This is a genomic window from Pantoea sp. ACRSC, assembly GCF_022346785.1.
Taxonomy (GTDB): Bacteria; Pseudomonadota; Gammaproteobacteria; order Enterobacterales; family Enterobacteriaceae; genus Pantoea; species Pantoea alvi.
Genome location: NZ_JAKRNN010000035.1, coordinates 1 through 22911, shown reverse-complemented (window position 1 = coordinate 22911; position 22911 = coordinate 1). Strand labels below are relative to the sequence as shown.

Below are 22911 nucleotides of genomic sequence, written 5' to 3'. Positions count from 1 at the left end.
TGTAGGTGGGCCAGTTGGTGATTTTGAATTTTTGCTTTGCCACGGAACGGTCTGTGTTGTCGGGAGGATGCGTGATCTGATCCTTCAACTCAGCAAAAGTTCGATTTATTCAACAAAGCCTCTCTATACTTACTTAACACCGCTTTGCGGCTCTTATAACCAGAGCGCTGCTCTTATAACCTTTCTGCATAAGGTTAGCCAATAATAGACTATTCTTCCTTTAAGCCCTTCCGTACACTCGCGTTACTACTTTATAAGGCAAGGAATTACCATGAAAAAAACCGCTGCTTCCCTGTTGGCGCTTTCGCTGACAGCCGCCTTTGCCGCGCAGGCCGCCACGCCAAAAGATACGCTGGTTATTGCCCAGTCGATCGATGACGCCGACAGCTTCGATCCCGCCAAAGGGTTTGAGCTGACCAGCGTGCAGGCCTTCACCAATATTTATCAGCGCCTGGTCCAGTCCGATCCGCAAAATCCGACCGACCTGAAACCGACGCTGGCGACCAGCTGGCAGCCGGGCAGCGACAACCGCAGCCTGACCTTTGAACTGCGTAAAGACGCTAAATTCTCCAGCGGCAATCCGCTGCGCCCGGAAGATGTCATCTTCTCGCTGGGCCGCGTGGTAAAGCTTAACCTCGATCCCTCTTTTATTCTGACGCAGCTCGGCTGGACCAAAGAGAACGCCGACACCTTCCTGAAGAAAGTTGACGACAACCATGTGCAGATCAGCTGGACCGCTAACGTCAGCCCGACCTACGTGCTGAGCCTGCTCTCCGCCCCGGTCTCCTCTATCGTCGATGAAAAAACCGTGACGGCGAACGAGAAGAATGGCGATCTGGGCAACGGCTGGCTGGCGACAAACTCGGCGGGCAGCGGCCCCTATCAAATCCGTAAAGTGGTGCTGCATCAGGTGGTGCTGCTGAGCGCCAACCCGACCTCGCCGGCCGGCGCGCCGAAGCTGAAAAACGTGCTGATTAAAAACGTGCCGGAACCGGCGGCGCGCCGTCTGCTGCTGGAGCAGGGCGACGCGGATATCGCACGTAACCTCGGTGCCGATCAGATCGCCGCGCTGAAAGGCAAGACGGGCGTGAAGACCGAAGCCTACCCAATGGCGTCGCTCTACTACATTCAGTTTAACGTCGGCGGCAACGACACCCTGAAGAACCCGGCGCTGTGGGAAGCGGCACGCTACCTGTTCGACTATAAGGGCATCGCCAACGATCTGCTGAAAGGCCAGTTCGACGTACACCAGACCTTCCTGCCGAAGGGCTTCCTCGGCGCGGTCAACGATACCCCTTACAGCTACGATCCTGAAAAGGCGAAGGCGATTCTGCAGAAAGCGGGCCTGACCAACGTCAGCTTCGATCTCTCTACCAGCAACCAGCCGCCCTATCTCGATATTGCACAGGCGCTGCAGGGCAGCTTTGCTAAAGGCGGCGTGAAGATCAACGTGCAGCCGGGCCTGAGTTCGGAAGTCTCCACCCGCGTTAAGGCGCATAAGTATCAGGCAACGCTGAACGCCTGGGGCGCGGACTATTTCGATCCCAACACCAACGCCGCCTCTTTCGCCTATAACCCGGAAGACGGCAGCAAAACCATCGCCTACCGCTCCGACTGGCATATTCCCGAGCTGAACAAGCAGGTGCTGGCGGCGACCGCAGAGAGCGATCCGCAGAAGCGCGTGGCGCTCTATAAAGCGATGCAGGAATCGGTGCTGAAAAACTCGCCGTACGTGATCGGCCTGCAGGCGCGCAATCTGGTCGCCCTGCGCGACAACCTGAAGGGCTACGTGCAGGGCATCAACCCTGATATGGTCTACTACTCGCAGGTCAGCAAATAATGGCGCAGTCAGCCTCAGAGGCCGGGTTCGCCCGGCATATCTGGCCGCGCCTGTCGCGGCTGGTAACCAGCCTGCTGTCGCTGCTGGTGACGCTGCTCGGGCTGCTGGCCTTTACCTTTATGCTCTCCCACCTCTCCCCGGTGGATCCGGTGCAGCAGATCGCCGGCGATCACGCCAGCGAAGCGACCTATGCGCAGGTGCGCCACGAGCTGGGGCTGGATCAGCCGGTGCTGGTGCAGTTCTGGCGCTACCTTGAACATCTGGCGCGCGGCGATCTCGGTCTTTCCCAGCTGACCAGTCAGCCGGTGGCGAACGATCTGATGCAGACCTTTCCCGCTACCATCGAGCTGGCGACCTGCTCGATGATCTTCGCCGCGCTCTTCGGCGTCAGCCTGGCGCTGCTCGCCGCCTGGAAGCCTGGCAGCGCGATCGATAACGTGGCGCGCTTCGTCTCTCTGCTCGGCTACTCGGTGCCGGTGTTCTGGCTCGGCCTGCTCGGGCTGCTGCTGTTCTACGCCGTGCTGCACTGGTCGGCCGGACCGGGCCGCCTCGACGATCTCTACGTCTATACGCTGGAGCCGAAAACCGGCTTTGTGCTGATCGATAGCTGGCTCTCCGGCGATCGCGAGATGTTCCGCAACGCTATCGCCCATCTCTGGCTGCCGGTGGTGATCCTCGGCCTGCTGGCGATGGCGGGCATTACCCGCCTGCTGCGCGCCGCGCTGCTGGAAGAGAGCAGCAAAGAGTATGTGACGCTGGCGCGCGCTAAAGGCGCCGGTCGCGGCCGCATTCTGCTGCGCCATATCTTTCCCAACGTGCTGGGCACGCTGGTGACGGTGATCGCCCTCTCCTACGCCACGCTGCTGGAAGGCTCGGTGCTGACCGAGACCGTCTTCGCCTGGCCGGGCGTCGGGCGCTATATGACCAACGCGCTCTTCTCTGCCGACGTTCCCGCTATCCTCGGCTCTACGCTGCTGATCGGCGCCTGCTTCATACTGCTCAACGCCCTGGCGGACGCCTTAACCTGGTTAACCGATCCGAGAACCCGATGACGCAACAACTCTCTGAACTCGAAACCGTGCGGCCGCGCCGCCGCCGTCGCCGCGTCACCTCGCTGACCATCGGCCTGACGCTGGTAGCGGTGCTGGTGCTGACCGCCCTGCTCGCACCGCTGCTGGCGCCTGTCGACCCCAATATGCAGACCATTTCGGCGCGCCTGCTGCCGCCGTCGGCGCAGCACTGGTTCGGCACCGACGGCTTCGGCCGCGATCTGCTCTCACGGGTGATCTACGGCGCGCGCCCGACGCTGCTGCTGGTGTCGCTGATCCTGGTGCTGACCATTCCGGTCGGTCTGCTGGTCGGCATCACCGCCGGCTACGTTGGCGGCTGGACGGAGCGCGTGCTGATGCGCATTACCGATATCTTCCTCTCGCTGCCGAATCTGGTGATTGCGCTGGCGCTGGTGGCGATGCTCGGGCCTGGCCTGATGAACGGCGCGCTGGCGCTGGCGCTCACCAGCTGGCCACCCTTCGCCCGTCAGGCGCGCGCCGAAACCCTGGCGCTGCGCCGCAGCGACTATCTGGCCGCCGCGCGGATGCAGGGCATTACCGGGCTGCGCCTGATGTTTGGCCATATTCTGCCGCTTTGCCTGCCTACCGCCGTGGTGCGCGCCGCGCTCAGCCTCGGCGGCATTATCCTCTCCGCCGCCGGCCTCGGCTTCCTCGGCATGGGCGTACAGCCGCCGACCGCCGAATGGGGCTCGATGGTGGCGGAAGGCAGCAAAGTGATTTTCGACCAGTGGTGGGTCGCTGCCGCCCCCGGCGGGGCGATTCTGTTCGCCAGCCTGGCCTTTAACCTGACAGGCGACGGCCTGCGCGACCGACTGGATACCCGCCATGCCAAATGATCTGTTACTTCACGCCGAGTCGCTGAGCATTCGCAGCGACGACGCGCTGCTGGTGGACAACATCAGCTTTAGCATCGGCCGCGAGCGGGTGGCGCTGGTGGGCGAATCGGGCTCCGGCAAGTCGCTGACCGCGCGCTCGCTGATGGGGCTGCTCTCCCCTGCGCTGCGCCTGCACGCGCAAAAACTGGAGGTGGCGGGCCACGACGCGCTGCGCCTGAGCGAAAAAGCCTGGAGCGCGCTGCGCGGCGATACGGTGGCGATGGTGATGCAGGACCCGAAATATGCGCTCAACCCGACGCGCACCATCGGCTGGCAGGTGGAGGAGCCGCTGCTGCTGCACCGCCGCCTCAGCCGCAGCGAGCGCAAAGAGAAAGTGTGCGAAATGCTCGACGCGGTGGGCCTGCCGCAGCCGCGCCAGCTGATGCAGCGCTATCCGCACCAGCTCTCCGGCGGTATGGGCCAGCGCGTGATGCTGGCGATCGCGCTGATTACCGATCCCGCCTTTTTGATCGCCGACGAGCCAACCTCGGCGCTCGATCACGCCATGCGCGATCAGGTGCTGGCGCTGATCCGTCGGCTGGTCGAGGCGCGCAATATGGGCCTGCTGCTGATCAGCCACGATCTGCAGCAGGTCTCCGAACACTGTGAGCGCGTGATGGTGATGTACAAAGGGCGGCTGCTCGATACGCTGCCCGCCGCCGATCTGCCCCATGCTACCCATCCCTATACGCGCACGCTCTGGTCGTGCCGTCCGAGCAAAGCGACCCACGGCCAGCCGCTGCCGGTGCTGGATCGCGCCGCGCTGGAGGCGAATCATGATTAATCTTCAACGGCTTAGCGTCGCGCACAGGCAGGGCTATGAGCTGCGCACCGTGGTGCATGAGGTCGATCTGCAGGTCAACGCCGGTGAATGCTTCGGCCTGGTCGGCCCCTCCGGCTGCGGCAAGTCGTCGCTGCTGTGGGTGATGGCCGGACTCAATCCGCACTGGCAGGGCAGCATGCGGCTGGCGGGCAACGACGTCGCGCCGGGCAGGCCCTTTACCGGCCAGCTGCGCCGCGACGTGCAGATGGTGTTTCAGGATCCCTACGCTTCGCTGCATCCGCGCCATCGCCTGCGCCGCACCCTGGCGGAGCCGCTGAAGCTGCTGCGCCGCGACAGCATCGACGATCGCATCGACCAGGGCTTTCGCCACGTCGGGCTGGATCCGGCGCTAGCGGAGCGCTATCCCCATCAGCTCTCCGGCGGCCAGCGCCAGCGCGTGGCGATCGTGCGCGCGCTGCTGCTGGAGCCGAAGATCCTGCTGCTGGATGAGCCGACCTCGGCGCTGGATATGTCGGTGCAGGCGGAGATCCTTAACCTGCTGAACGATCTCAAGCGCGACGACGGCCTGACGATGGTGCTGGTCAGCCACGATCCCGACGTGATCGACCATATGTGCGATCGCGCCGCGCGCATGGCGCAGGGGCGCATCGTCGAGCAGATCGGCGCCTGAGAGATTGCGCGAGCTGGCGCACCTTGTGCGCTATACTCGCGCGAAATCTGTCAGCAAAGAGGTGACCATGACGGTTAAGCTACGCCCGCTGGAGCGGGAAGATCTGCACTTCGTTCATCAGCTGGATAACAACGCCAGCGTTATGCGCTACTGGTTCGAAGAGCCCTACGAGGCGTTTGTCGAACTCTCCGACCTCTACAACAAGCATATTCACGACCAGAGCGAGCGCCGCTTCGTCGTAGAACATGACGGCCAGAAAGCCGGGCTGGTAGAGCTGGTGGAGATCAACCATGTGCATCGCCGCGCCGAGTTTCAGATCATTATCGATCCGGCGCATCAGGGCAAAGGGCTGGCGAGCCAGGCGGCGAAGCTGGCGATGGAGTACGGCTTTTCCGTGCTGAATCTCTACAAGCTCTATCTGATTGTCGATCAGGAGAACGAGAAGGCGATTCACATTTACAGCAAGCTGGGGTTTGAGACGGAGGGCGTGCTGAAGCACGAGTTCTTTATCAACGGCGAGTACCGCAACACCATTCGCATGTGCATTTTCCAGCATCAGTTTCTGGAAAGGTTCCGCTCAGGCGGCGCGATGGTGAAGCCCACCGCGCAGTAGTTGCCGTCAGCCCCGCGCGCCGACCGGATTAAGGAAGGGGCGCGGATTTTCCGGCTGGAGGTTGTACATCCCGCCGTTAAAGGGATCGACCAGCAGCCAGCCGGGAAAACCGCCCAGCGGAATATTACCCAGCAGATACCAGAGATTCGCTTTACCTTCGATCGGCAGCGTCACCGGCACGTAGCCCGGACTCTCCAGCATCACCTGATAGTGCTTTTTGCCGAAATAGCGGCCGGTGGACTTGGCCAGCTCGACGGTTTGTGGCGTATAGCCCTCTGCGACGGCGCGTCCATCCTCATCCTGCACGGTAAAACGCGCGCCCTGCGGCAGCGAGTCGATACGCACCGCCTGAGTCGACGAGCCGACAATCGAGGCGCAGCCGCTAAGCAGCAGCGCGGCGGCAAGGATAAGAAGTCGCTGTTTCATGAAGGCATCCGCTAAAGAGTCAGAAAGGGCAGTGTAAACCGCCCCTGCGCCGTTAATCGCTCTATCATCGCCTGTTTTCTGCGCTTTATTGCGGTTGACAGCCGTGCGCAATCGCCGCGATATCCTGCGGCGTGGTGCGGCAGCAGCCGCCGATCAGCCGCGCGCCAGCGGCGCGCCACTCGGGCAGCTTGTCATGCAGCGTGCAGCCCGAGGGCGCCGAGTGCCAGGTTTTGCTGCTGGCGTCGTACTGCTCGCCAGAGTTGGGGTAGACCACCAGCGGCTTGCTGGTCAGCGTCTGCAGCTGCTGGAGCGCAGGCGTCGCCTGCTCCAGCGCGACGCAGTTAATGCCCAGCGCCACGATCTGCGGCTGCGCCTGCAGGAAAGCCGCCACCTCGCGCAGCGGCGTGCCGTCGCTGATGTGCGCCGCATCGCGCAGCGTAAAGGAGAACCAGGCCTGCGCCTCGGGAAACTCCGCCAGCAGCGCGGTCAGCGCCTGCGCTTCGGCAAAGGAAGGCAGGGTTTCGCACGCCAGCAGATCGGCCCCCGCCGCCAGCAGCGCCTGCACGCGCGGACGGTGGAACGCCTTCATCTCTTCGTCCGGCAGCGCATAGTCGCCGCGATATTCCGCGCCGTTGGCGAGAAAGGCACCGTAAGGCCCTACCGATCCCGCCACCAGCAGCGCGGCCTGGCTGCCGCTTGCGGCGCGATAGTCGTCGCGCGCCCGTCGCGCCAGCTCAACGCTGCGGGCAATTAACTGCAGCGACTGCGCCTCGTCCAGCCCGCGCGCGGCAAAGCCCTGCGGCGTCGCCTGATAGCTGGCGGTAATAGCGACGCGCGCCCCGGCGGCGAAGTAGTCGCGGTGAACCTGATAGATCAGCTCGGGGTTTTCCATCAGCACCTTCGCGGACCAGAGGGCGTCCGCCAGGTTGCAGCCGCGCGCCTCAAGTTCGGTCGCCAGCGCGCCGTCCAGAATCAACATCTCGCTTTCAGCCAGCGCCTGCGTCACGGAATTATGCTGCATCTTTGGCCTCCTCAGCCTGCGTTTTTTTATGGGTGATAGCGTAAACCGCATAGCAGAGCAGCACAAAGGGAATGCCGCACCAGAGCGCGATGCGCTGCGAAGGATCGAACGCCAGCCCGACGCAGGCCAGCAGGCAGAGAGCGAAGCCCAGTATCGGCGTCAGCGGATAGAGCGGCGCGCGGTAGACCAGCTCGCTCAGCGCCCTGCCCTGCGCCAGATGATGACGGCGGAACATATAGTGCGATGCGCAGATGCTGAGCCAGACGGCGACCACCGCGAAGCCGGAGATAGCTGACAGCGCGACAAATACCGTGTCCGGCGCGATTACGCTGGAGAGCAGCGCCAGTACGCCGCCCAGCATGCTGACGGTGATCGCCAGCTGCGGCACGCCGCGTTTATTGACGCGGGCGAAGCAGCGCGGCAGCGTCTTTTCATTCGCCAGCGACCAGAGCATGCGTCCCGACGCGTAGAGCCCGGAGTTTGCCGCCGAGAGGATCGCCGTGAGGATAACAAAGTTAACGATATCGGCCGCCCAGGGAATGCCGATCTTTTCAAACACCACGACAAAGGGGCTTTTAACGATGCCCGCCTGCTCCATCGGGATCAGCGCCGCCAGCACCAGCACCGTGCCGACAAAAAAGATAATCAGCCGCGCCACCGTGGTACGAATCGCCAGCGGCAGCACTTTCTGCGGATTTTCGGTTTCGCCTGCGGCGATGCCGATCAGCTCGGTGCCGGAGAAGGCGAAGTTAACCGCCACCATGGTCATGATAATCGGCAAAATACCGTGCGGCAGCCAGCCGTGCTGGGTGAGATTGCTCAGCCCGGGTGCGGCGCTGCCATCTTTCAGCGGGATAAAGCCGAACATCGCCGCCGCGCCCAGCACGATAAAGGCGATGATGGTGACAACTTTGATCAGCGAGAACCAGAACTCCCCTTCGGCGAAGAAGCGCGTAGAGATGATATTCAGCAGGTAGATGGCGACGCAGAACAGCAGACACCAGATCCATACCGGCACCTGCGGAAACCAGTACTGCATACAGAAGCCTGCGGCGGTAAAGCTGGAGCCGAGCGCTACCGTCCAGGTGAGCCAGTAGAGCCAGGCGACGGTATAGCCGGTGGCCGGACTGAGATAGCGCGCCGCGTAGACGTGAAACGCGCCGGTTTCGGGCATCGCCACTGATAGCTCGCCCAGGCAGACCATAACCAGCCAGACCACCAGCGCGCCGATCAGGTAGGCAAGCAGCGTGCCTGCCGCGCCGGTTGTGGAGATAATATAGCTGGTATTGAAAAACAGCCCGGTGCCGATAACGCCGCCCAGCGACAGCATCACCAGATGGCGCGTTTTCATGGTGCGCTTAAATTGATCCCGTGACGGGTTTTCCTGCTCGCTCATCTTTTTTATCCATATGGACGTCTAAACATCTATATGGCAGGTTTATACGCGTCGCCGCCGGGAATTGCAACGTGATAAAAGATAAGGTTTTGCTAAAAAAGGTGCCATGCCCCGCGCTGACGGGGCGGGCGGCCATCAGCCAAAGACGCTTTGCAGATAGCGCTCCAGCGCGACGCGCGAACTGAAACCGTGGGGAATGCCGTAGTGCTCCTGCGACTCGCCCGCCAGATAGAGCGGAAAACGGGTGTAGTGATCGCAGGTTTTCACCTCTGATGCCGGTTCGGCGAACGGCTGACTCTTCTCTTTTAGCGTGGGGTGGATCACCAGCGCCGTGCGTCCCATACGGGCTTCGCGGTTAACATAGACATAGCTGTCACCACGGCGATAGCCGTAAGCTTTGGGCGTGACCTCGTCAACTTCGAATCCCGCCTTCTCCAGAACGCGCGCTACCTCATCGGGTCGTAAATACATGCTCTCTCCTCTCTTCTTTCAAGCTCCGCAACCTTACAACAGCACGCCGCCGTGCGGCTTTCGGAATTTCCCTAAACCCCGGCGCTGCCGATGCGTTTATCAGCGCATCGTCTACACTGAGTATTGCGTTTAAAATCAAAGGGAGCGAAAAAATGTTTAATCGAACCACTAAAAACGATGACATTGATGTTAACCAGGATGTGAACGATCTTGCTGATTCGCTGGAAGCGCTGCTGAAATCCTACGGCAGCGAAGCGAAAGATGAGGTGGACTCTGCGCGCAGTCAGGCGCAGGCGCTGCTGAAACAGACGCGCGCGAAGCTGAACGGCGGTCATAACCGCGTTTCGCAGGCGGCGCGCGATGCAGGCTGTCAGGTTGACGCCTATGTACACAGCAAACCCTGGCACGGCGTGGGCATCGGCGCTGCGGTTGGCCTGGTGTTAGGCGCGCTGCTGGTGGGTCGCCGCTAATCTCGTCAGACTCGACAAGGCCTCGCGCAAGCGGGGCTTTTTTTCGCCTCTTACCCGCCCGCCCCTCTTTACAAAATTATTTCCTCTGCCCCGATCCGCATGCCGCCTGGCGTTAGCCTTTTTTTGCCGATCTTTTGCCAGAATCCCTATATATAGTGCGCTTGAATTTTTATAACGCTATATCTAGTATTCTCTCTATCACCCAGCCACAAGATGCGAGCCGCGACGCCGTCCGTAACAGGGACCTTCGTCTGCGGATTATGCTACCTGGCCCATGACCAAAGGGAAATACGAATCATGCGCATTATTATTTACACCAAAGATAACTGTGTCCAGTGCAATGCGACGAAGCACGCCATGGATCGTCACGGCATCGACTATCAGCTGATCAATCTCGACGCGCAGCCTGAAGCCGTCGACAGCCTGAAAGCGCTCGGCTACCGCCAGGTGCCGGTGGTGATGGCGGGCAGCGACCACTGGAGCGGCTTCCGCCCGGACAAAATCGCCGGTCTGCGCCAGCCCGCGGCGGCGGGAGAGTAGCGCCATGTTTCCACTGGTCTACTTCTCCAGCCAGTCGGAAAACACCCATCGGTTTATTACCCGTCTTGGGCTACCGGCGCGGCGCATTCCGCTCGATCTCGCGGCGCGCCTGCATCACGACCAGCCCTATATTCTCGTCGTTCCCAGCTATGGCGGCGGCGGCAGTCGCGGCGCGGTGCCGAGACAGGTAATTCACTTTCTTAATGATGAATCGAACCGGCGCGGCATTCGCGGCGTGATCGCCGCGGGCAACCGCAATTTTGGCGAGGCTTACTGCCTGGCGGGCGACATTATCGCGCAAAAATGCCAGGTTCCCGTGCTCTACCGCTTTGAGCTGATGGGAACGCCGGACGACATCGCCACGGTTAAAGCGGGAGTAACCCAATTTTGGCAACAACAGACACCCTCAACGGCGTAACGCTCGACTATCACGCGCTAAACGCCATGCTGAACCTCTATGATGCCGACGGCCGCATCCAGTTCGGCAAAGATCGCGAAGCGACGCGCCAGTTCTTTCTGCAGCACGTCGCGCCGAATACCCGCACCTTTGCCAGTGCAGCAGAGCGTCTGCGCTATCTGGTCGAAGAAGGCTATTACGAAGCGGCGGTGCTGAATCAGTACGATTTCGACTTTCTGTGCCGTTTACATAACGAGGCGGCGGCCTGGGGCTTTGAATTCAAAACCTTTCTCGGCGCGTGGAAGTTTTACACCAGCTACACGCTGAAGAGCTTTGACGGCAAAAGCTACCTGGAAACCTTTGAGCAGCGCGCCTGTATGGTGGCGCTGACGCTGGCGCAGGGCAGCGAGACGCTGGCGCGCTCGCTGCTGGAGGAGATGCTGAGCGGCCGCTTCCAGCCTGCGACGCCTACCTTTCTGAACTGCGGCAAACAGCAGCGCGGCGAGCTGGTCTCCTGTTTTCTGCTGCGCATCGAAGACAATATGGAGTCGATTGGCCGCGCGGTGAACTCCGCACTCCAGCTGTCAAAACGCGGCGGCGGCGTGGCATTCCTGCTCTCTAACCTGCGTGAAAACGGCGCGCCGATTAAGCGCATCGAAAACCAGTCTTCTGGCGTGATCCCGGTGATGAAAATGCTGGAGGACGCCTTCTCCTACGCCAACCAGCTTGGCGCGCGTCAGGGGGCGGGCGCGGTGTGGCTTAATGCGCATCATCCCGACATTTTGCGCTTTCTCGATACCAAGCGGGAGAACGCCGACGAGAAGATCCGCATCAAGACGCTGTCGCTCGGCGTGGTGATCCCCGATATCACCTTTCAGCTGGCAAAAGAGAATCGCCAGATGGCGCTGTTCTCGCCCTATGACGTGGAGCGGATTTACGGCCAGGCGTTCGGCGACATCAGCATCAGCGAGAAGTATGAGGAGATGGTGGCGGACGATCGCATCCGCAAGCGCTGGATCCAGCCGCGCGACTTCTTCCAGACGCTGGCGGAGATCCAGTTTGAGTCCGGCTATCCCTACATCATGTATGAGGACAGCGTAAACCGCAGTAACCCGATCGCCGGCCGCATCAATATGAGCAACCTCTGCTCGGAGATTTTGCAGGTCAACAGCGCCAGCGAGTTCAACGACGATCTCAGCTATCGCCGCGTCGGCAAGGATATCTCCTGCAACCTCGGCTCGCTAAATATCGCCCACGCGATGGATTCGCGCGATCTCGCCAATACCGTGGCGGTCGCGGTGCGCGCGCTGACGGCGGTCTCCGATATGAGCCATATCGGCTCGGTGCCGTCGGTGGCCGAAGGCAACCAGCGCTCGCACGCCATCGGTCTGGGCCAGATGAACCTGCACGGCTATCTGGCGCGGGAAGGGATCGCCTACGGTTCGCCGGAAGCGCTCGATTTCACTAACCTCTATTTCTACTGCGTGACTTACCATGCGCTGCGCACCTCTAACCAGCTGGCGCGCGAGCGCGGGCAGCGTTTCGACGGCTTTGAGCGCTCGACCTACGCCAGCGGCGGCTACTTCGACAAATATGTCGAGCGCGACTGGCTGCCGCGCACCGAACGCGCGGCGCGGCTGTTCGCCGAGGCGGGGATTGCGCTGCCGACGCGCGCCGACTGGCAGGCGCTGCGCGAGGCGGTGATGGCGCACGGTTTATATAACCAGAACCTGCAGGCGATTCCGCCCACCGGCTCGATCTCCTATATCAACCACGCCACGTCGAGTATCCACCCGATCGTGTCGCGCATTGAAATCCGCAAAGAGGGCAAGACCGGGCGCGTTTACTATCCCGCGCCCTTTCTCACCAACGAGAACCTCGATCTTTATCAGGATGCCTATCAGATCGGGCCGGAAGCGATTATCGATACCTACGCCGAAGCGACGCAGCATGTGGATCAGGGCCTGTCGCTGACGCTCTTTTTCCGCGATGACGTCACCACCCGCGATATTAACAAAGCGCAGATTTACGCCTGGAAGAAAGGCATCAAAACGCTTTACTACATTCGACTGCGCCAGATGGCGCTACAGGGCACGGAGGTGCAGGGCTGCGTATCCTGCGCCCTGTGATGGAAACTATGCGACTACAACAGATTCAGGCGATTAACTGGAACCGTCTTCAGGACGAGAAAGATCTTGAAGTGTGGAACCGTCTTACCAGCAACTTCTGGCTGCCGGAAAAGGTGCCGCTGTCGAACGATCTGCCCGCCTGGCAGACGCTGGACAGCCAGCAGCAGCAGCTCACTATCCGGGTATTTACCGGGCTGACGCTGCTCGACACCATTCAAAACGTCATTGGCGCGCCGGGCCTGATGCCGGACGCGCTGACGCCGCACGAAGAGGCGGTGCTCTCCAATATCAGCTTTATGGAGGCGGTACACGCGCGCTCTTACAGCTCGATTTTCTCAACGCTCTGCAACACCAGCGACGTCGACGCCGCCTATCAGTGGAGCGAAGAGAATGAGGCGCTGCAGAACAAGGCGCGCATTATTCTGCAGCACTACCGCGCCGACGACCCGCTGAAGAAAAAGATCGCCAGCGTGTTTCTCGAGTCGTTTCTGTTCTACTCCGGCTTCTGGCTGCCGATGTACTGGTCCAGCCGCGGCAAGCTGACCAATACCGCCGACCTGATCCGCTTAATCATTCGCGATGAGGCGGTGCACGGCTACTACATCGGCTACAAGTATCAGAAAGCGCTGGAACAGGTGGATGAGCCGCGCAAAGAGGCGCTGCAGCAGTTCGCCATTGATCTGCTGCTGGCGCTGTATGAAAACGAGGTGGTTTACACCGAAGCGCTCTATAGCGACGTGGGCTGGGCCGAGGAGGTGAAAACCTTTTTGCACTACAACGCTAACAAGGCGCTGATGAACCTGGGCTATGAGGCGCTGTTCCCGGCGGATATGACAGCGGTCAACCCGGCCATTCTCGCCGCGCTTTCGCCTAACGCCGACGAAAACCACGATTTCTTCTCCGGCTCTGGCTCCTCCTACGTGATGGGCAAAGCGGTAGAAACCGAAGACGAAGACTGGGACTTTTAATGCGCTGATGTCGGGCCTGCCGCGGCCCGGCATTATTATCTTCGCCGCGCCCCCTGCTCAGTCTGGGGCGACCTTCTCTGCCCCTCTCTTTCTGCGCCAGCATTTTCTGCTGATGCGACTGGTACGTCCTGTCAATTTACCCATCAATGAAATAGTTTTTTGGGTTACTATTACCCGATTATGATTATTACTCTCTGCGCGCTCTCTACATGAATGTTCATCGTCATACGCTAACGCCTGCACTGGTGTTGCTGATGTCTGTCGCCACCGGTCTTTCGGTGGCAAGCAACTACTATGTTCAGCCCCTGCTCAATACCATCGCCCAGAACTTTGATCTTTCCGTCAGCATGGCGGGATTTATCGTCACCACTGCGCAGCTCGGCTACGCCTGCGGCCTGCTGCTGCTGGTGCCGCTGGGCGATATGCTTGAGCGTCGCGCCCTGATCGTCGGCATGAGCCTGCTGGCGGCTGGCGGCATGGTGATGACCGCCACCTCCTCTTCTTTTACGCTGCTGCTGCTGGGCACGGTGCTGACCGGCCTCTTTTCAGTGGTGGCGCAGATCCTGGTTCCCCTCGCCGCAACGCTGGCGCCGCCGGAGAAGCGCGGCAGAATCGTCGGTACGGTGATGAGCGGCCTGCTGCTCGGCATTCTGCTGGCGCGCACCGTCGCGGGCGCGCTGGCGCAGCTGGGCGGCTGGCGTACCGTTTACTGGACCGCCAGCGTCCTGATGGTACTGATGGCGCTGGCGCTGTGGCGCTTTCTGCCGCAGGTGAAACCCACGGTGTCGCTAAACTATCCGCAGCTGCTGAAATCGATTTTCCAGATCTACCGGGCGAATCGCGTTATTCGCACTCGCGCCTGGACCGGCTGCCTCTCTTTCGCCAACTTTAGCGTGCTCTGGACGTCGATGGCCTTTCTGCTCGCCTCGCCGCCTTACGGCTACTCCGAAGGCGAAATCGGCCTGCTGGGACTGGTCGGCGCGGCGGGCGCGCTGGCCGCGCGTCAGGCTGGCTCGCTGGCGGATAAAGGCAAAGCCAAAATGACCACCACGCTGGGCCTGCTGATTATGCTCGCCTCCTGGGGCATGACGGCGATGGGTGCGCACTCGCTGGCGGCGCTGATTGTCGGCATACTGCTGCTCGACCTGGCGGTTCAGGGGGTGCATATCACCAATCAGAGCGTCATCTATAGCCAGATGCCCGAGGCGCGCAATCGCCTTACCGCTGGCTATATGACCAGCTATTTTATCGGCGGCGCGTTCGGCTCGCTTCTCTCCGCCAACGCCTTTCACCTTGCCGGCTGGTACGGCGTGTGCGCCGCTGGCGTGGTGATGACGCTGCTCAACCTGCTGATTTGGTGGCGCGGTTACCGCTTCGAAGCCCCCTTAAGTAAGTAAATAAAATACCAAAGGTGTGATTGAGTCTGGTCACGAATGGTTAGTTTTGTTATCGTTAGCAGCAAACCTATTCACACAAGTTATTTTTTCTTGCGAAATTATTTAGCCTGCAAAAAGTTTCTTTTCGTTTTGATATCGTGCCCTGCCGCAACAAGCGGCAGAGGGCGAGGGTTTCGTGCCCAGGGTCAGGGAGCGGCCTGGAACCATCTGATGACGACAGTGTGATCTTCTGAACAATTGCGCGGAGTAAAAATGACTACGCTTAATCTGTCACCATCGTTACTATATTAGTTGCAACTAGTGAGGTTTTTTTATAATGGAAAGTTCGTTTACTCCCATTGAACAGATGCTTAACATCCGCGCAAATCGCCACAAAGATTTCCCGCTCCACGAAATCATTCTGACGCGTCTGTGCATGCACATGCAGGGAAAGCTGCTGGAAAATCGCAATAAGATGTTAAAGGCGCAGGGAATTAACGAAACCTTATTCATGGCGTTGATCACGCTGGACGCGCAGGAAAACCAGAGCATTCAGCCCTCCGAGCTGAGCGCCGCGCTGGGCTCTTCGCGCACCAACGCAACGCGCATCGCCGATGAGCTGGAGAAACGCGGCTGGATCGAACGTCGCGAGAGCGATAACGATCGTCGCTGCCTGCATCTGCATCTCACCGAAAAAGGTAATGAGTTCCTGCGTCAGTTGCTGCCGCCTCAGCACCAGAGCCTGCAGTATCTCTGGTCTTCCCTCTCAACTGACGAGAAGACGCAGCTGGAAGGGATTACGCGTAAGTTGCTCAATCGTCTGGACAAAATGGACGAAGATCAGGTCATCGCCTCCCTCTCTCGCTAATAGCAAGAACTGCGACACAATCACCTGTCGAAACCGTTATTTTAATCCCCTTTTATCCGGCCAGCGCCTTGTCGCTGGCTTTTTCGACTCGGGCTCCGTGAAAAGGAACGATCGCGTCCCGGCCTATGAAACAGTTGGAGAGTGACATGAGTGCAACGGCAGAGGCGCAAAGCCCGCAACAGCCAGCCCAAAAAAAGAAGACGCGTAAAAAATTGCTGATTCTGCTGGCGCTGCTTTTTGTGCTGGCAGGCATCGTCTGGGGCGTCTACTGGTTTCTGGTGCTGCGGCATTTCCAGGAAACAGACGACGCCTACGTGGCCGGAAACCAGGTGCAGGTCATGGCGCAGGTCTCGGGCAGCGTCAACAAGGTCTGGTTTGACGATACCGATTTTGTGAAGAAAGGCGACGTGCTGGTTTCGCTGGATAAAACCGACGCCGAACAGGCGTTTGAAAAAGCGCAGACCGCGCTGGCCACCAGCGTGCGCCAGACGCATCAGCTGATGATTAACGCAAAGCAGTATCAGGCGAGCATCGCGCTGCAGCAAACCGCGCTGGCGCAGGCGGAAGCCGATCTGAAACGCCGCGAGCCGCTGGGCGCCTCTAACCTGATTGGCCGTGAAGAGCTGCAGCACTCGCGCGACGCGGTCGCTACCGCGAAGGCGCAGCTCGACGTGGCGGTGCAGCAGTACAACGCCAACCAGGCGATGATCCTCAACACCTCGCTGGAAAATCAGCCGGCGGTGAAACAGGCCGCAGCGGAACTGCGTGATGCCTGGCTGGCGCTGCAGCGTACCGATATCCGCAGCCCGATGGATGGCTACGTGTCGCGCCGCAGCGTGCAGGTCGGTGCGCAAATCAGCACCAGCACGCCGCTGATGGCGGTGGTGCCCGCTACCAACCTGTGGATCGACGCGAACTTCAAAGAGACGCAGCTGGCTGGCGTCCGCATCGGACAGGACGCGACGGTAGTGGCCGATATCTACGGCGACGACGTGGTTTACCACGGCAAAGTGGTCGGCCTGGATATGGGCACCGGCAGCGCCTTCTCGCTGCTGCCTGCGCAGAACGCGACCGGCAACTGGATCAAAGTGGTTCAGCGTCTGCCGGTGCGTATCGAGCTTAACCCGGACGAAATCGCTAAACATCCGCTGCGCATTGGCCTGTCGACGCTGGTGAAAGTGGACACCACGAATAAAGATGGCAGCGCACTCGCCACCAGCGTTCGCCAGCAGGCCGCCTACAGCAGCAATGCGCTGGCGATCGATCTGGCGCCGGTGAACCAGCTGATCACTGAAATCGTTCGCGCCAACGCCGGATGATCACGCGGAGGCTGTCATGGCACAAAAACCGCTAGAAGGCGCGCCGCTGGTCCTGATGACCATCGCGCTGTCGCTGGCGACCTTTATGCAGGTGCTGGATTCGACCATCGCTAACGTCGCGATTCCGACCATCGCAGGCAATCTGGGCGCCTCTAACTCGCAGGGCACATGGGTCATAACCTCGTTCGGGGTGGCGAACGCTATCTCCATTCCGATTACCGGCTGGCTGGCAAAGCGCGTCGGCGAGGTGAAGCTCTTTACCTGGGCGACGATCCTGTTCGCCCTCGCCTCCTGGGCGTGCGGCATGTCGGAAAGTCTGGAGATGCTGATTTTCTTCCGCATCCTGCAAGGTATCGTCGCGGGTCCGCTGATCCCGCTGTCGCAGAGTCTGCTGCTGAGCAACTATCCACCCGCGAAGCGCAGTATCGCCCTTTCACTCTGGGCGATGACGGTGATCGTCGCGCCGATCTGCGGGCCGATTCTCGGCGGCTGGATCAGCGATAACTACCACTGGGGCTGGATCTTCTTTATCAACGTGCCGATCGGCGCGGTGGTGGTGATGCTGACGCTGCAGACGCTGCGCGGTCGCGAGACCCGCACCGAGGTGCGCCCTATCGACGTGGTGGGCCTGGTGCTGCTGGTGGTGGGCATCGGCTGTCTGCAGGTGATGCTGGATCGCGGTAAGGAGCTTGACTGGTTTAACTCCACCGAGATTGTGGTGCTGACGGTGGTCGCCGTGGTGTCGCTGGCGGTGCTGCTGGTGTGGGAGCTGACCGACGACCACCCAATTGTCGATCTGGCGCTGTTTAAGTCGCGCAACTTCACCATCGGCTGTCTCTCTATTAGCCTGGCCTATATGCTCTACTTCGGCTCGATTGTTCTGCTGCCGCAGCTGTTGCAGGAGGTCTACGGCTATACCGCGACCTGGGCCGGTCTGGCGTCCGCGCCGGTAGGGATTATTCCCGTGATCCTGTCGCCCATCATCGGCCGCTTCGCCCACAAGCTGGATATGCGACGGCTGGTGACCTTCAGCTTTATTATGTACGCCGTCTGCTTCTACTGGCGCGCCTATACCTTCGAACCCTCGATGGACTTCGGCGCATCGGCCTGGCCGCAGTTTATCCAGGGATTCGCGGTCGCCTGCTTCTTTATGCCGCTCACCACCATTACCCTTTCGGGACTGGCGCCGGAGCGGCTGGCGGCGGCGTCGAGCCTGTCGAACTTCGTGCGTACCCTGGCGGGCTCAATCGGCACCTCGATTACCACCACGCTGTGGACTAACCGGGAATCGATGCATCACAGCACCTTTACCGAGTCGATTACCCCCTACAACACCAATGCGCAGCAGATGTATACGCAGCTGGAAGGAATGGGGATGACGCATCAGCAGGCCTCGGCCTATATCGCTCAGCAGATCACCAACCAGGGGCTTATTATCTCCGCCAATGAGATCTTCTGGGCCTCGGCCGGGGTGTTTTTGATTCTGCTGGTGCTGATCTGGTTTGCCCGGCCGCCGTTTGGTTCCGGCAGCGGTGGCGGTGGCGCGCACTGATTTTGCCATCGGCCCATGCCACGGGCTTCGGCACAAAGCCTTACAAGAGCAGAAACAAAAACGGGCCTTTCGGCCCGTTTTTTTATGCGTTCTGGCGCCACCATTCGGCAAGCAGAATACCGGTCGCCACCGAGACGTTGAGGCTTTCAACGTTGCCGGTGCCGCCGATGGAGAGGCTGATATCGCCCTGCTGGAACGCGCTGTCGGACAAGCCTTCGCTCTCCTGGCCCAGCACCAGCACCATCTTCGCCGGCAGCTCGGCTTTCGCCAGCGGCGTGCCCTCATGGCTTGACGTGGTAACGATGGTGTAGCCCGCCTTGCGGAACGCTTCCAGACCGGCGGCAAAGCTCTCGCCGCTGATCGCCTGAACGTGTTCTGCACCGCCTTCTGCGGTACGCACCGCCGCGCCCGACTCCAGCAGCGAGGCGTCGTTCACCAGCAGCCCCTTAACGCCGAAATGCGCGCAGCTGCGCATAATGCCGCCCAGGTTGTGCGGGTTGCTGACATCTTCCAGCGCCAGCACGCAATCTTTCTCACCGGCCTGGCTCAGCCACTCGCTGACCGCCATGCCCATGCGTTTTTTGATAATAAAGCAGACGCCGCCGTGGTGTTCAGTGCCCGAGGCTTTCGCCAGCTCGGCATCCTCGACAACGTGATAGGCTTTGCGGTTCGCCGCCAGCCAGCGCAGTGCGTCGCGGAAACGCGGCGTCACGCTCTGCACGAACCAGGCGCGTACGATCGCTTCCGGGCGGCTCTGGAACAGCGCCTGACAGGCGTTTTCGCCGTAGACGCGCGTCTCTTCCTGGCGCTGACGGCGGATCACTTCTGGATCGATAGCCACTTTGCCGCCCTGCTCCGGCTGTTTCTCCTCTGCGGACGTACGCTCGCTCGGCGAACGCGACACGGTACGCCAGGGTGAGAAAGCCTCATCGCTGCGCGGTTTGCGGCTGCCCTCGTCGCTGCGAGGACGGCGTCCGCCTTCATCGCTGCGCGGCTTGCGGCTGGCACCCTCTTCGCTACGGCGGCCAGAGGAACGACGCGAATCTTCCTGACGGGCTGGGCGGCCACCCCCTTTACCGGTACGCGGGTTCGGCGCGCGTGAGCCAGACTCGCCCTCATCTCGCACGTACATCACTTTTACCTTGCCACTTTTGCCTTTAAATTCGTCGTTCATCTGTTCCTCCTGCATTGAGAGCGCGCAGATTACCTGATGTATTAGCGCTTAGCTATCAACTATTGAACCTATTGGACAATCCAGTTTGAGGCCCGTTCGCAACCTTCTCATAATGGGGAATATTTACAAGACTGACACCTGCAAACCCTTTGAGGTAACTATGAATACGGTATGTGCTTCCTGTCAGGCAACCAATCGCGTTCCCCCTGAGCGCGTCGCCGATGGAGCTAAATGCGGCCGCTGCGGCAGCGATCTGTTTAACGGCGAGGTCGCTAACGCGACTGCCGATACGCTGGATAAATATCTGCAGGACGATCTGCCGGTAGTGGTCGATTTCTGGGCGCCCTGGTGCGGACCCTGCGTTAACTTTGCGCCGGTGTTTAAAGATGTGGCGCAGGAGCGCAGCGGCCAGGTGCGTTTCGTTAAGGTCAATACCGAAGCGGAACCCTCGCTGAGCGCGCGTTTTCGCATCCGCAGCATTCCAACCATTATGATCTTTAAAAAAGGCGAGATGGTGGACATGCTGAACGGCGCCATGCCGAAAGCGCCCTTTAATGAATGGCTGGATGAATCGCTGTAAATTCTGAGGTCATGCTCAGCGGGACAGAGCAGCCAGCTTCGATTACACTAACGTTTTACTTCTTCCGCTGAGCCATGACTGATAACGCCGTTCTCCGCCTGCGTGCGCAACGCCTTGCCCGCGCCACTCGCCCTTTTCTCGCCCGAGGCAACCGCGTGGTGCGCTGCCAGCGCTGTTTGCTGCCGCAGAAAAACTGCCTGTGCGCCACGATCGCGCCGCAGCGCGCGCGCAGCCGCTTCTGCCTGGTGATGTTCGATACCGAGCCGATGAAACCCAGCAACACCGGGCGGCTGATCGCCGACATTCTGCCGCAAACCGAGGCGTTCGGCTGGTCGCGCACCGAGCCCGATCCGGCACTGCTTAGCGCCGTGGCGCATCCCGACTATCAGCCGATGGTGGTGTTCCCCGCCTCCTATGCCGATCCCGGCCGCGAGGTGCTGAGCGCGCCGCCGCTGAGCGGCAAGCCGCCGCTGTTTATTATGCTCGACGGCACCTGGACCGAGGCGCGCAAAATGTTTCGCAAAAGCCCCTGGCTCGATGCGCTGCCGGTCATGTCGCTTAATGTCACCGCGCCGTCGCGCTATACCCTGCGCGAAGCGCACGGCGAAGGCCAGCACTGCACCGCCGAAGTGGCCGCAGCGCTGCTGGAGCAGGCTGGTGACCTGGCGGCGGCGCAGGCGTTGCAACAGCACTTCGACCGTTTCCGTCACGCCTATCTCGCCGGTAAACCGCACCATCCAGCGCATCAAGGCGCCATCGCCGAAAGCCTGTAGCGCCTGGGCGGCGCAAATGCTGGCGCGGCTCGCAGCCTGCGATCGTCGCAACGGCAATCTGGTTAAAAAGCGATTACAATCATGCCAGTCGACTTCGGGAGAGTGGGATGAGCCAACGCGGACTGGAAGCGCTGTTACGACCTAAATCCATTGCAGTGATCGGCGCCTCGGACAGGCCGGGACGCGCCGGACACTTTATGATGCGCAATCTGCTGGCGGGCGGCTTTAGCGGCCCGGTGCTGCCGGTGACGCCCAAATATAAAGCCGTCAGCGGCGTGCTTGCCTGGCCCACCATCGACAGCCTGCCTTTTGCGCCCGACCTGGCGGTGATCTGCACCCACGCGAAACGCAATCTCGACCTGCTGCAGCAGCTGGGCGAAAAAGGGTGCAAGGCCTGTATTATTCTCTCCGCGCCCGCCAGCCAGCAGGAAGAACTGAAGCGCTGCGCCGCGCAGTGGCAGATACGCCTGCTCGGCCCCAACAGCCTCGGCCTGCTTGCGCCCTGGCAAGGGCTTAACGCCAGCTTCTCGCCGGTGCCGATTGAAAAAGGCCGCATCGCCTTTATCTCTCAGTCGGCGGCGGTCTCCAACACCATTCTCGACTGGGCGCAGCAGCGCAACCTGGGCTTCTCCTGGTTTATCGCGCTGGGCGACAGCCTGGATACCGACGTCGACGATCTGCTCGACTTTCTGGCGCGCGACGGTAAAACCAGCGCCATTCTGCTCTACCTGGAACACCTGAGCGACGCGCGACGCTTTGTCTCCGCCTCGCGCAGCGCCTCGCGCAATAAACCTATTCTGGTGATAAAAAGCGGCCGCAGCCATCAGGCACAGGCGCTGCTCGGCACCCACAGCGGGCTGGACGCCGCCTGGGATGCGGCGATCCAGCGTGCGGGCCTGCTACGCGTCCAGGATACGCATGAGCTTTTCACCGCCGTGGAGTCGCTCAGCCATATGCGTCCGCTGCGCGGCGACCGGCTGATGATCGTCAGCAACGGCGCCGCGCCCGCTGCGCTGGCGCTGGACGAACTCTATGCGCGCAACGGCAAGCTCGCCGCGCTCAGTGAAGAAACGCTGGCGGCACTGGCGGCGCTGCTGCCGGAAGGTGTCGGACGCGGCAATCCGCTCGATCTGAAAGATGACGCCACGCCGCAGCGCTATGTCGACTGCCTGAATATTCTGCTAAGCAGCCATGAGCTTGATGCGCTGATGCTCGTCCACGCGCCCAGCGCGGTGGCGCCCGCCACCGAATCGGCGCAGCAGATCATTCAGGCTATCGCCGCCCATCCGCGCGGCAAGCAGGTGACGCTGCTGACCAACTGGTGCGGTGAATTTTCCTCGCAGGCGGCGCGGCGCGCCTTTACCCAGGCAGGCATCCCCACCTGGCGCACCCCGGAAGGCACGGTCACGGCGTTTATGCATCAGGTGGAGTATCGCCGCAACCAGAAACAGCTGCGCGAAACCCCGGCGCTGCCCGCCAGCCTGACGCAGGACAGCGCTCAGGCGCATCAGCTCTTGTCGCAGGCGCTGGCGAAAGGCGTCACTACGCTCGATACCCATGAGGTGCAGCCGGTGCTGCAGGCGTATGGCCTGGCGACGC

General features: G+C 60.9%; 24 protein-coding genes. 18 read left to right on the top strand and 6 right to left on the bottom strand.

The features are described 5' to 3' along the window. The coding region (locus MHZ97_RS21305; protein ID WP_239313698.1) for a hypothetical protein at window positions 1-88 on the bottom strand (88 nt) is incomplete at its 3' end. Window positions 89-271: 183 nt separating this feature from the next. Between MHZ97_RS21305 and MHZ97_RS21300 the strand changes: the two genes are divergently transcribed. From MHZ97_RS21300 to speG, 6 genes are all read left to right on the top strand, one after another. Continuing rightward, window positions 272-1840 (top strand): ABC transporter substrate-binding protein, encoded by a 1569-nt coding sequence (locus MHZ97_RS21300; protein ID WP_239315606.1) that lies wholly within the window; start codon window positions 272-274, stop codon window positions 1838-1840. After that, window positions 1840-2892: an ABC transporter permease gene (locus MHZ97_RS21295; protein ID WP_103794415.1), complete on the top strand. Its 1053-nt coding sequence runs from the start codon at window positions 1840-1842 to the stop codon at window positions 2890-2892. The genes MHZ97_RS21300 and MHZ97_RS21295 overlap by 1 nt, the downstream gene beginning before the upstream one ends. After that, window positions 2889-3746: an ABC transporter permease gene (locus MHZ97_RS21290; RefSeq protein WP_103794416.1), complete on the top strand. Its 858-nt coding sequence runs from the start codon at window positions 2889-2891 to the stop codon at window positions 3744-3746. The genes MHZ97_RS21295 and MHZ97_RS21290 overlap by 4 nt, the downstream gene beginning before the upstream one ends. Further along, on the top strand, window positions 3736-4569 hold the full coding sequence (locus MHZ97_RS21285; protein WP_239315605.1) for an ABC transporter ATP-binding protein: 834 nt from the start codon (window positions 3736-3738) through the stop codon (window positions 4567-4569). The genes MHZ97_RS21290 and MHZ97_RS21285 overlap by 11 nt, the downstream gene beginning before the upstream one ends. Then, the gene (locus MHZ97_RS21280) at window positions 4562-5239 is read left to right on the top strand and encodes an ABC transporter ATP-binding protein (protein WP_103794418.1); all 678 of its coding nucleotides are present in this window, start codon (window positions 4562-4564) and stop codon (window positions 5237-5239) included. Before MHZ97_RS21285 ends, MHZ97_RS21280 begins: the two co-directional genes overlap by 8 nt. Window positions 5240-5306: 67 nt before the next feature. Then, window positions 5307-5852 (top strand): spermidine N1-acetyltransferase, encoded by a 546-nt coding sequence (gene speG / locus MHZ97_RS21275; RefSeq protein WP_033791956.1) that lies wholly within the window; start codon window positions 5307-5309, stop codon window positions 5850-5852. Between the two features lie 6 nt (window positions 5853-5858). Here speG and MHZ97_RS21270 read toward each other — a convergent pair whose 3' ends face one another. The 4 genes from MHZ97_RS21270 to MHZ97_RS21255 form a co-directional block, all read right to left on the bottom strand. Then, a complete protein-coding gene (locus MHZ97_RS21270) occupies window positions 5859-6278 on the bottom strand; it encodes a hypothetical protein (protein WP_103794453.1) in 420 nt (139 codons plus the stop codon). A gap of 85 nt (window positions 6279-6363) precedes the next feature. Further along, complete coding sequence (mmuM, locus tag MHZ97_RS21265) at window positions 6364-7299, bottom strand: homocysteine S-methyltransferase (RefSeq protein ID WP_239315604.1); 936 nt, start codon at window positions 7297-7299, stop codon at window positions 6364-6366. Then, complete coding sequence (gene mmuP, locus MHZ97_RS21260; RefSeq protein WP_239315603.1) at window positions 7289-8695, bottom strand: S-methylmethionine permease; 1407 nt, start codon at window positions 8693-8695, stop codon at window positions 7289-7291. Before mmuP ends, mmuM begins: the two co-directional genes overlap by 11 nt. 135 nt (window positions 8696-8830) lie before the next feature. Next, window positions 8831-9166, bottom strand: a complete 336-nt coding sequence (locus MHZ97_RS21255) for a DUF2002 family protein (protein WP_081142412.1) — start codon at window positions 9164-9166, stop codon at window positions 8831-8833. A 152-nt stretch (window positions 9167-9318) separates the two neighbouring features. Between MHZ97_RS21255 and MHZ97_RS21250 the strand changes: the two genes are divergently transcribed. The 9 genes from MHZ97_RS21250 to emrB all read left to right on the top strand — a co-directional run bounded on the left by MHZ97_RS21250 (window position 9319) and on the right by emrB (window position 18785). Then, the gene (locus MHZ97_RS21250; protein WP_103794421.1) at window positions 9319-9636 is read left to right on the top strand and encodes a DUF883 family protein; all 318 of its coding nucleotides are present in this window, start codon (window positions 9319-9321) and stop codon (window positions 9634-9636) included. Between the two features lie 297 nt (window positions 9637-9933). Next, window positions 9934-10176, top strand: coding sequence for a redoxin NrdH (locus MHZ97_RS21245; RefSeq protein ID WP_103794422.1), 243 nt, complete (start codon window positions 9934-9936; stop codon window positions 10174-10176). Between the two features lie 4 nt (window positions 10177-10180). Next, window positions 10181-10594, top strand: coding sequence for a class Ib ribonucleoside-diphosphate reductase assembly flavoprotein NrdI (nrdI, locus tag MHZ97_RS21240; RefSeq protein WP_103794423.1), 414 nt, complete (start codon window positions 10181-10183; stop codon window positions 10592-10594). Beyond that, window positions 10564-12702 (top strand): class 1b ribonucleoside-diphosphate reductase subunit alpha, encoded by a 2139-nt coding sequence (nrdE, locus tag MHZ97_RS21235; RefSeq protein WP_239315602.1) that lies wholly within the window; start codon window positions 10564-10566, stop codon window positions 12700-12702. The genes nrdI and nrdE overlap by 31 nt, the downstream gene beginning before the upstream one ends. An 8-nt stretch (window positions 12703-12710) precedes the next feature. Further along, entirely contained in the window at window positions 12711-13670 is a 960-nt protein-coding gene (gene nrdF / locus MHZ97_RS21230; RefSeq protein WP_103794454.1) for a class 1b ribonucleoside-diphosphate reductase subunit beta, read from the top strand. A gap of 209 nt (window positions 13671-13879) precedes the next feature. Beyond that, window positions 13880-15067 (top strand): MFS transporter, encoded by a 1188-nt coding sequence (locus tag MHZ97_RS21225; protein WP_366925762.1) that lies wholly within the window; start codon window positions 13880-13882, stop codon window positions 15065-15067. A gap of 316 nt (window positions 15068-15383) precedes the next feature. Next, entirely contained in the window at window positions 15384-15914 is a 531-nt protein-coding gene (mprA, locus tag MHZ97_RS21220) for a transcriptional repressor MprA (protein WP_224481622.1), read from the top strand. A 146-nt stretch (window positions 15915-16060) separates the two neighbouring features. Beyond that, window positions 16061-17233: a multidrug efflux MFS transporter periplasmic adaptor subunit EmrA gene (gene emrA, locus MHZ97_RS21215; protein WP_103794455.1), complete on the top strand. Its 1173-nt coding sequence runs from the start codon at window positions 16061-16063 to the stop codon at window positions 17231-17233. Window positions 17234-17249: 16 nt separating this feature from the next. After that, the gene (gene emrB / locus MHZ97_RS21210; RefSeq protein WP_239315600.1) at window positions 17250-18785 is read left to right on the top strand and encodes a multidrug efflux MFS transporter permease subunit EmrB; all 1536 of its coding nucleotides are present in this window, start codon (window positions 17250-17252) and stop codon (window positions 18783-18785) included. A gap of 82 nt (window positions 18786-18867) precedes the next feature. Here emrB and MHZ97_RS21205 read toward each other — a convergent pair whose 3' ends face one another. Further along, window positions 18868-19959, bottom strand: coding sequence for a tRNA/rRNA methyltransferase (locus MHZ97_RS21205; RefSeq protein WP_103794428.1), 1092 nt, complete (start codon window positions 19957-19959; stop codon window positions 18868-18870). 160 nt (window positions 19960-20119) lie between these two features. On the opposite strand from MHZ97_RS21205, the gene trxC reads away from it, so the two are divergent. The 3 genes from trxC to MHZ97_RS21190 form a co-directional block, all read left to right on the top strand. Continuing rightward, on the top strand, window positions 20120-20539 hold the full coding sequence (gene trxC, locus MHZ97_RS21200) for a thioredoxin TrxC (RefSeq protein WP_103794429.1): 420 nt from the start codon (window positions 20120-20122) through the stop codon (window positions 20537-20539). Window positions 20540-20613: 74 nt separating this feature from the next. After that, window positions 20614-21312 carry a tRNA-uridine aminocarboxypropyltransferase gene (locus MHZ97_RS21195; protein ID WP_239315599.1) on the top strand — a complete coding sequence of 233 codons (699 nt, stop codon included), beginning with the start codon at window positions 20614-20616 and terminating at the stop codon, window positions 21310-21312. A gap of 107 nt (window positions 21313-21419) precedes the next feature. Next, window positions 21420-22911: acetate--CoA ligase family protein (locus MHZ97_RS21190; protein ID WP_239323833.1), on the top strand; the 1492-nt coding region annotated here is incomplete at its 3' end.

What these genes read in the sequence shown, in the direction of transcription:
- MHZ97_RS21300 (WP_239315606.1), top strand. Translation starts at nt 272, where the DNA reads ATGAAAAAAACCGCTGCTTCCCTGTTGGCGCTTTCGCTGACAGCCGCC.
- MHZ97_RS21295 (WP_103794415.1), top strand. Translation starts at nt 1,840, where the DNA reads ATGGCGCAGTCAGCCTCAGAGGCCGGGTTCGCCCGGCATATCTGGCCG.
- MHZ97_RS21290 (WP_103794416.1), top strand. Translation starts at nt 2,889, where the DNA reads ATGACGCAACAACTCTCTGAACTCGAAACCGTGCGGCCGCGCCGCCGC.
- MHZ97_RS21285 (WP_239315605.1), top strand. Translation starts at nt 3,736, where the DNA reads ATGCCAAATGATCTGTTACTTCACGCCGAGTCGCTGAGCATTCGCAGC.
- MHZ97_RS21280 (WP_103794418.1), top strand. Translation starts at nt 4,562, where the DNA reads ATGATTAATCTTCAACGGCTTAGCGTCGCGCACAGGCAGGGCTATGAG.
- speG (WP_033791956.1), top strand. Translation starts at nt 5,307, where the DNA reads ATGACGGTTAAGCTACGCCCGCTGGAGCGGGAAGATCTGCACTTCGTT.
- MHZ97_RS21270 (WP_103794453.1), bottom strand. Translation starts at nt 6,278, where the DNA reads ATGAAACAGCGACTTCTTATCCTTGCCGCCGCGCTGCTGCTTAGCGGC.
- mmuM (WP_239315604.1), bottom strand. Translation starts at nt 7,299, where the DNA reads ATGCAGCATAATTCCGTGACGCAGGCGCTGGCTGAAAGCGAGATGTTG.
- mmuP (WP_239315603.1), bottom strand. Translation starts at nt 8,695, where the DNA reads ATGAGCGAGCAGGAAAACCCGTCACGGGATCAATTTAAGCGCACCATG.
- MHZ97_RS21255 (WP_081142412.1), bottom strand. Translation starts at nt 9,166, where the DNA reads ATGTATTTACGACCCGATGAGGTAGCGCGCGTTCTGGAGAAGGCGGGA.
- MHZ97_RS21250 (WP_103794421.1), top strand. Translation starts at nt 9,319, where the DNA reads ATGTTTAATCGAACCACTAAAAACGATGACATTGATGTTAACCAGGAT.
- MHZ97_RS21245 (WP_103794422.1), top strand. Translation starts at nt 9,934, where the DNA reads ATGCGCATTATTATTTACACCAAAGATAACTGTGTCCAGTGCAATGCG.
- nrdI (WP_103794423.1), top strand. Translation starts at nt 10,181, where the DNA reads ATGTTTCCACTGGTCTACTTCTCCAGCCAGTCGGAAAACACCCATCGG.
- nrdF (WP_103794454.1), top strand. Translation starts at nt 12,711, where the DNA reads ATGCGACTACAACAGATTCAGGCGATTAACTGGAACCGTCTTCAGGAC.
- MHZ97_RS21225 (WP_366925762.1), top strand. Translation starts at nt 13,880, where the DNA reads ATGAATGTTCATCGTCATACGCTAACGCCTGCACTGGTGTTGCTGATG.
- mprA (WP_224481622.1), top strand. Translation starts at nt 15,384, where the DNA reads ATGGAAAGTTCGTTTACTCCCATTGAACAGATGCTTAACATCCGCGCA.
- emrA (WP_103794455.1), top strand. Translation starts at nt 16,061, where the DNA reads ATGAGTGCAACGGCAGAGGCGCAAAGCCCGCAACAGCCAGCCCAAAAA.
- emrB (WP_239315600.1), top strand. Translation starts at nt 17,250, where the DNA reads ATGGCACAAAAACCGCTAGAAGGCGCGCCGCTGGTCCTGATGACCATC.
- MHZ97_RS21205 (WP_103794428.1), bottom strand. Translation starts at nt 19,959, where the DNA reads ATGAACGACGAATTTAAAGGCAAAAGTGGCAAGGTAAAAGTGATGTAC.
- trxC (WP_103794429.1), top strand. Translation starts at nt 20,120, where the DNA reads ATGAATACGGTATGTGCTTCCTGTCAGGCAACCAATCGCGTTCCCCCT.
- MHZ97_RS21195 (WP_239315599.1), top strand. Translation starts at nt 20,614, where the DNA reads ATGACTGATAACGCCGTTCTCCGCCTGCGTGCGCAACGCCTTGCCCGC.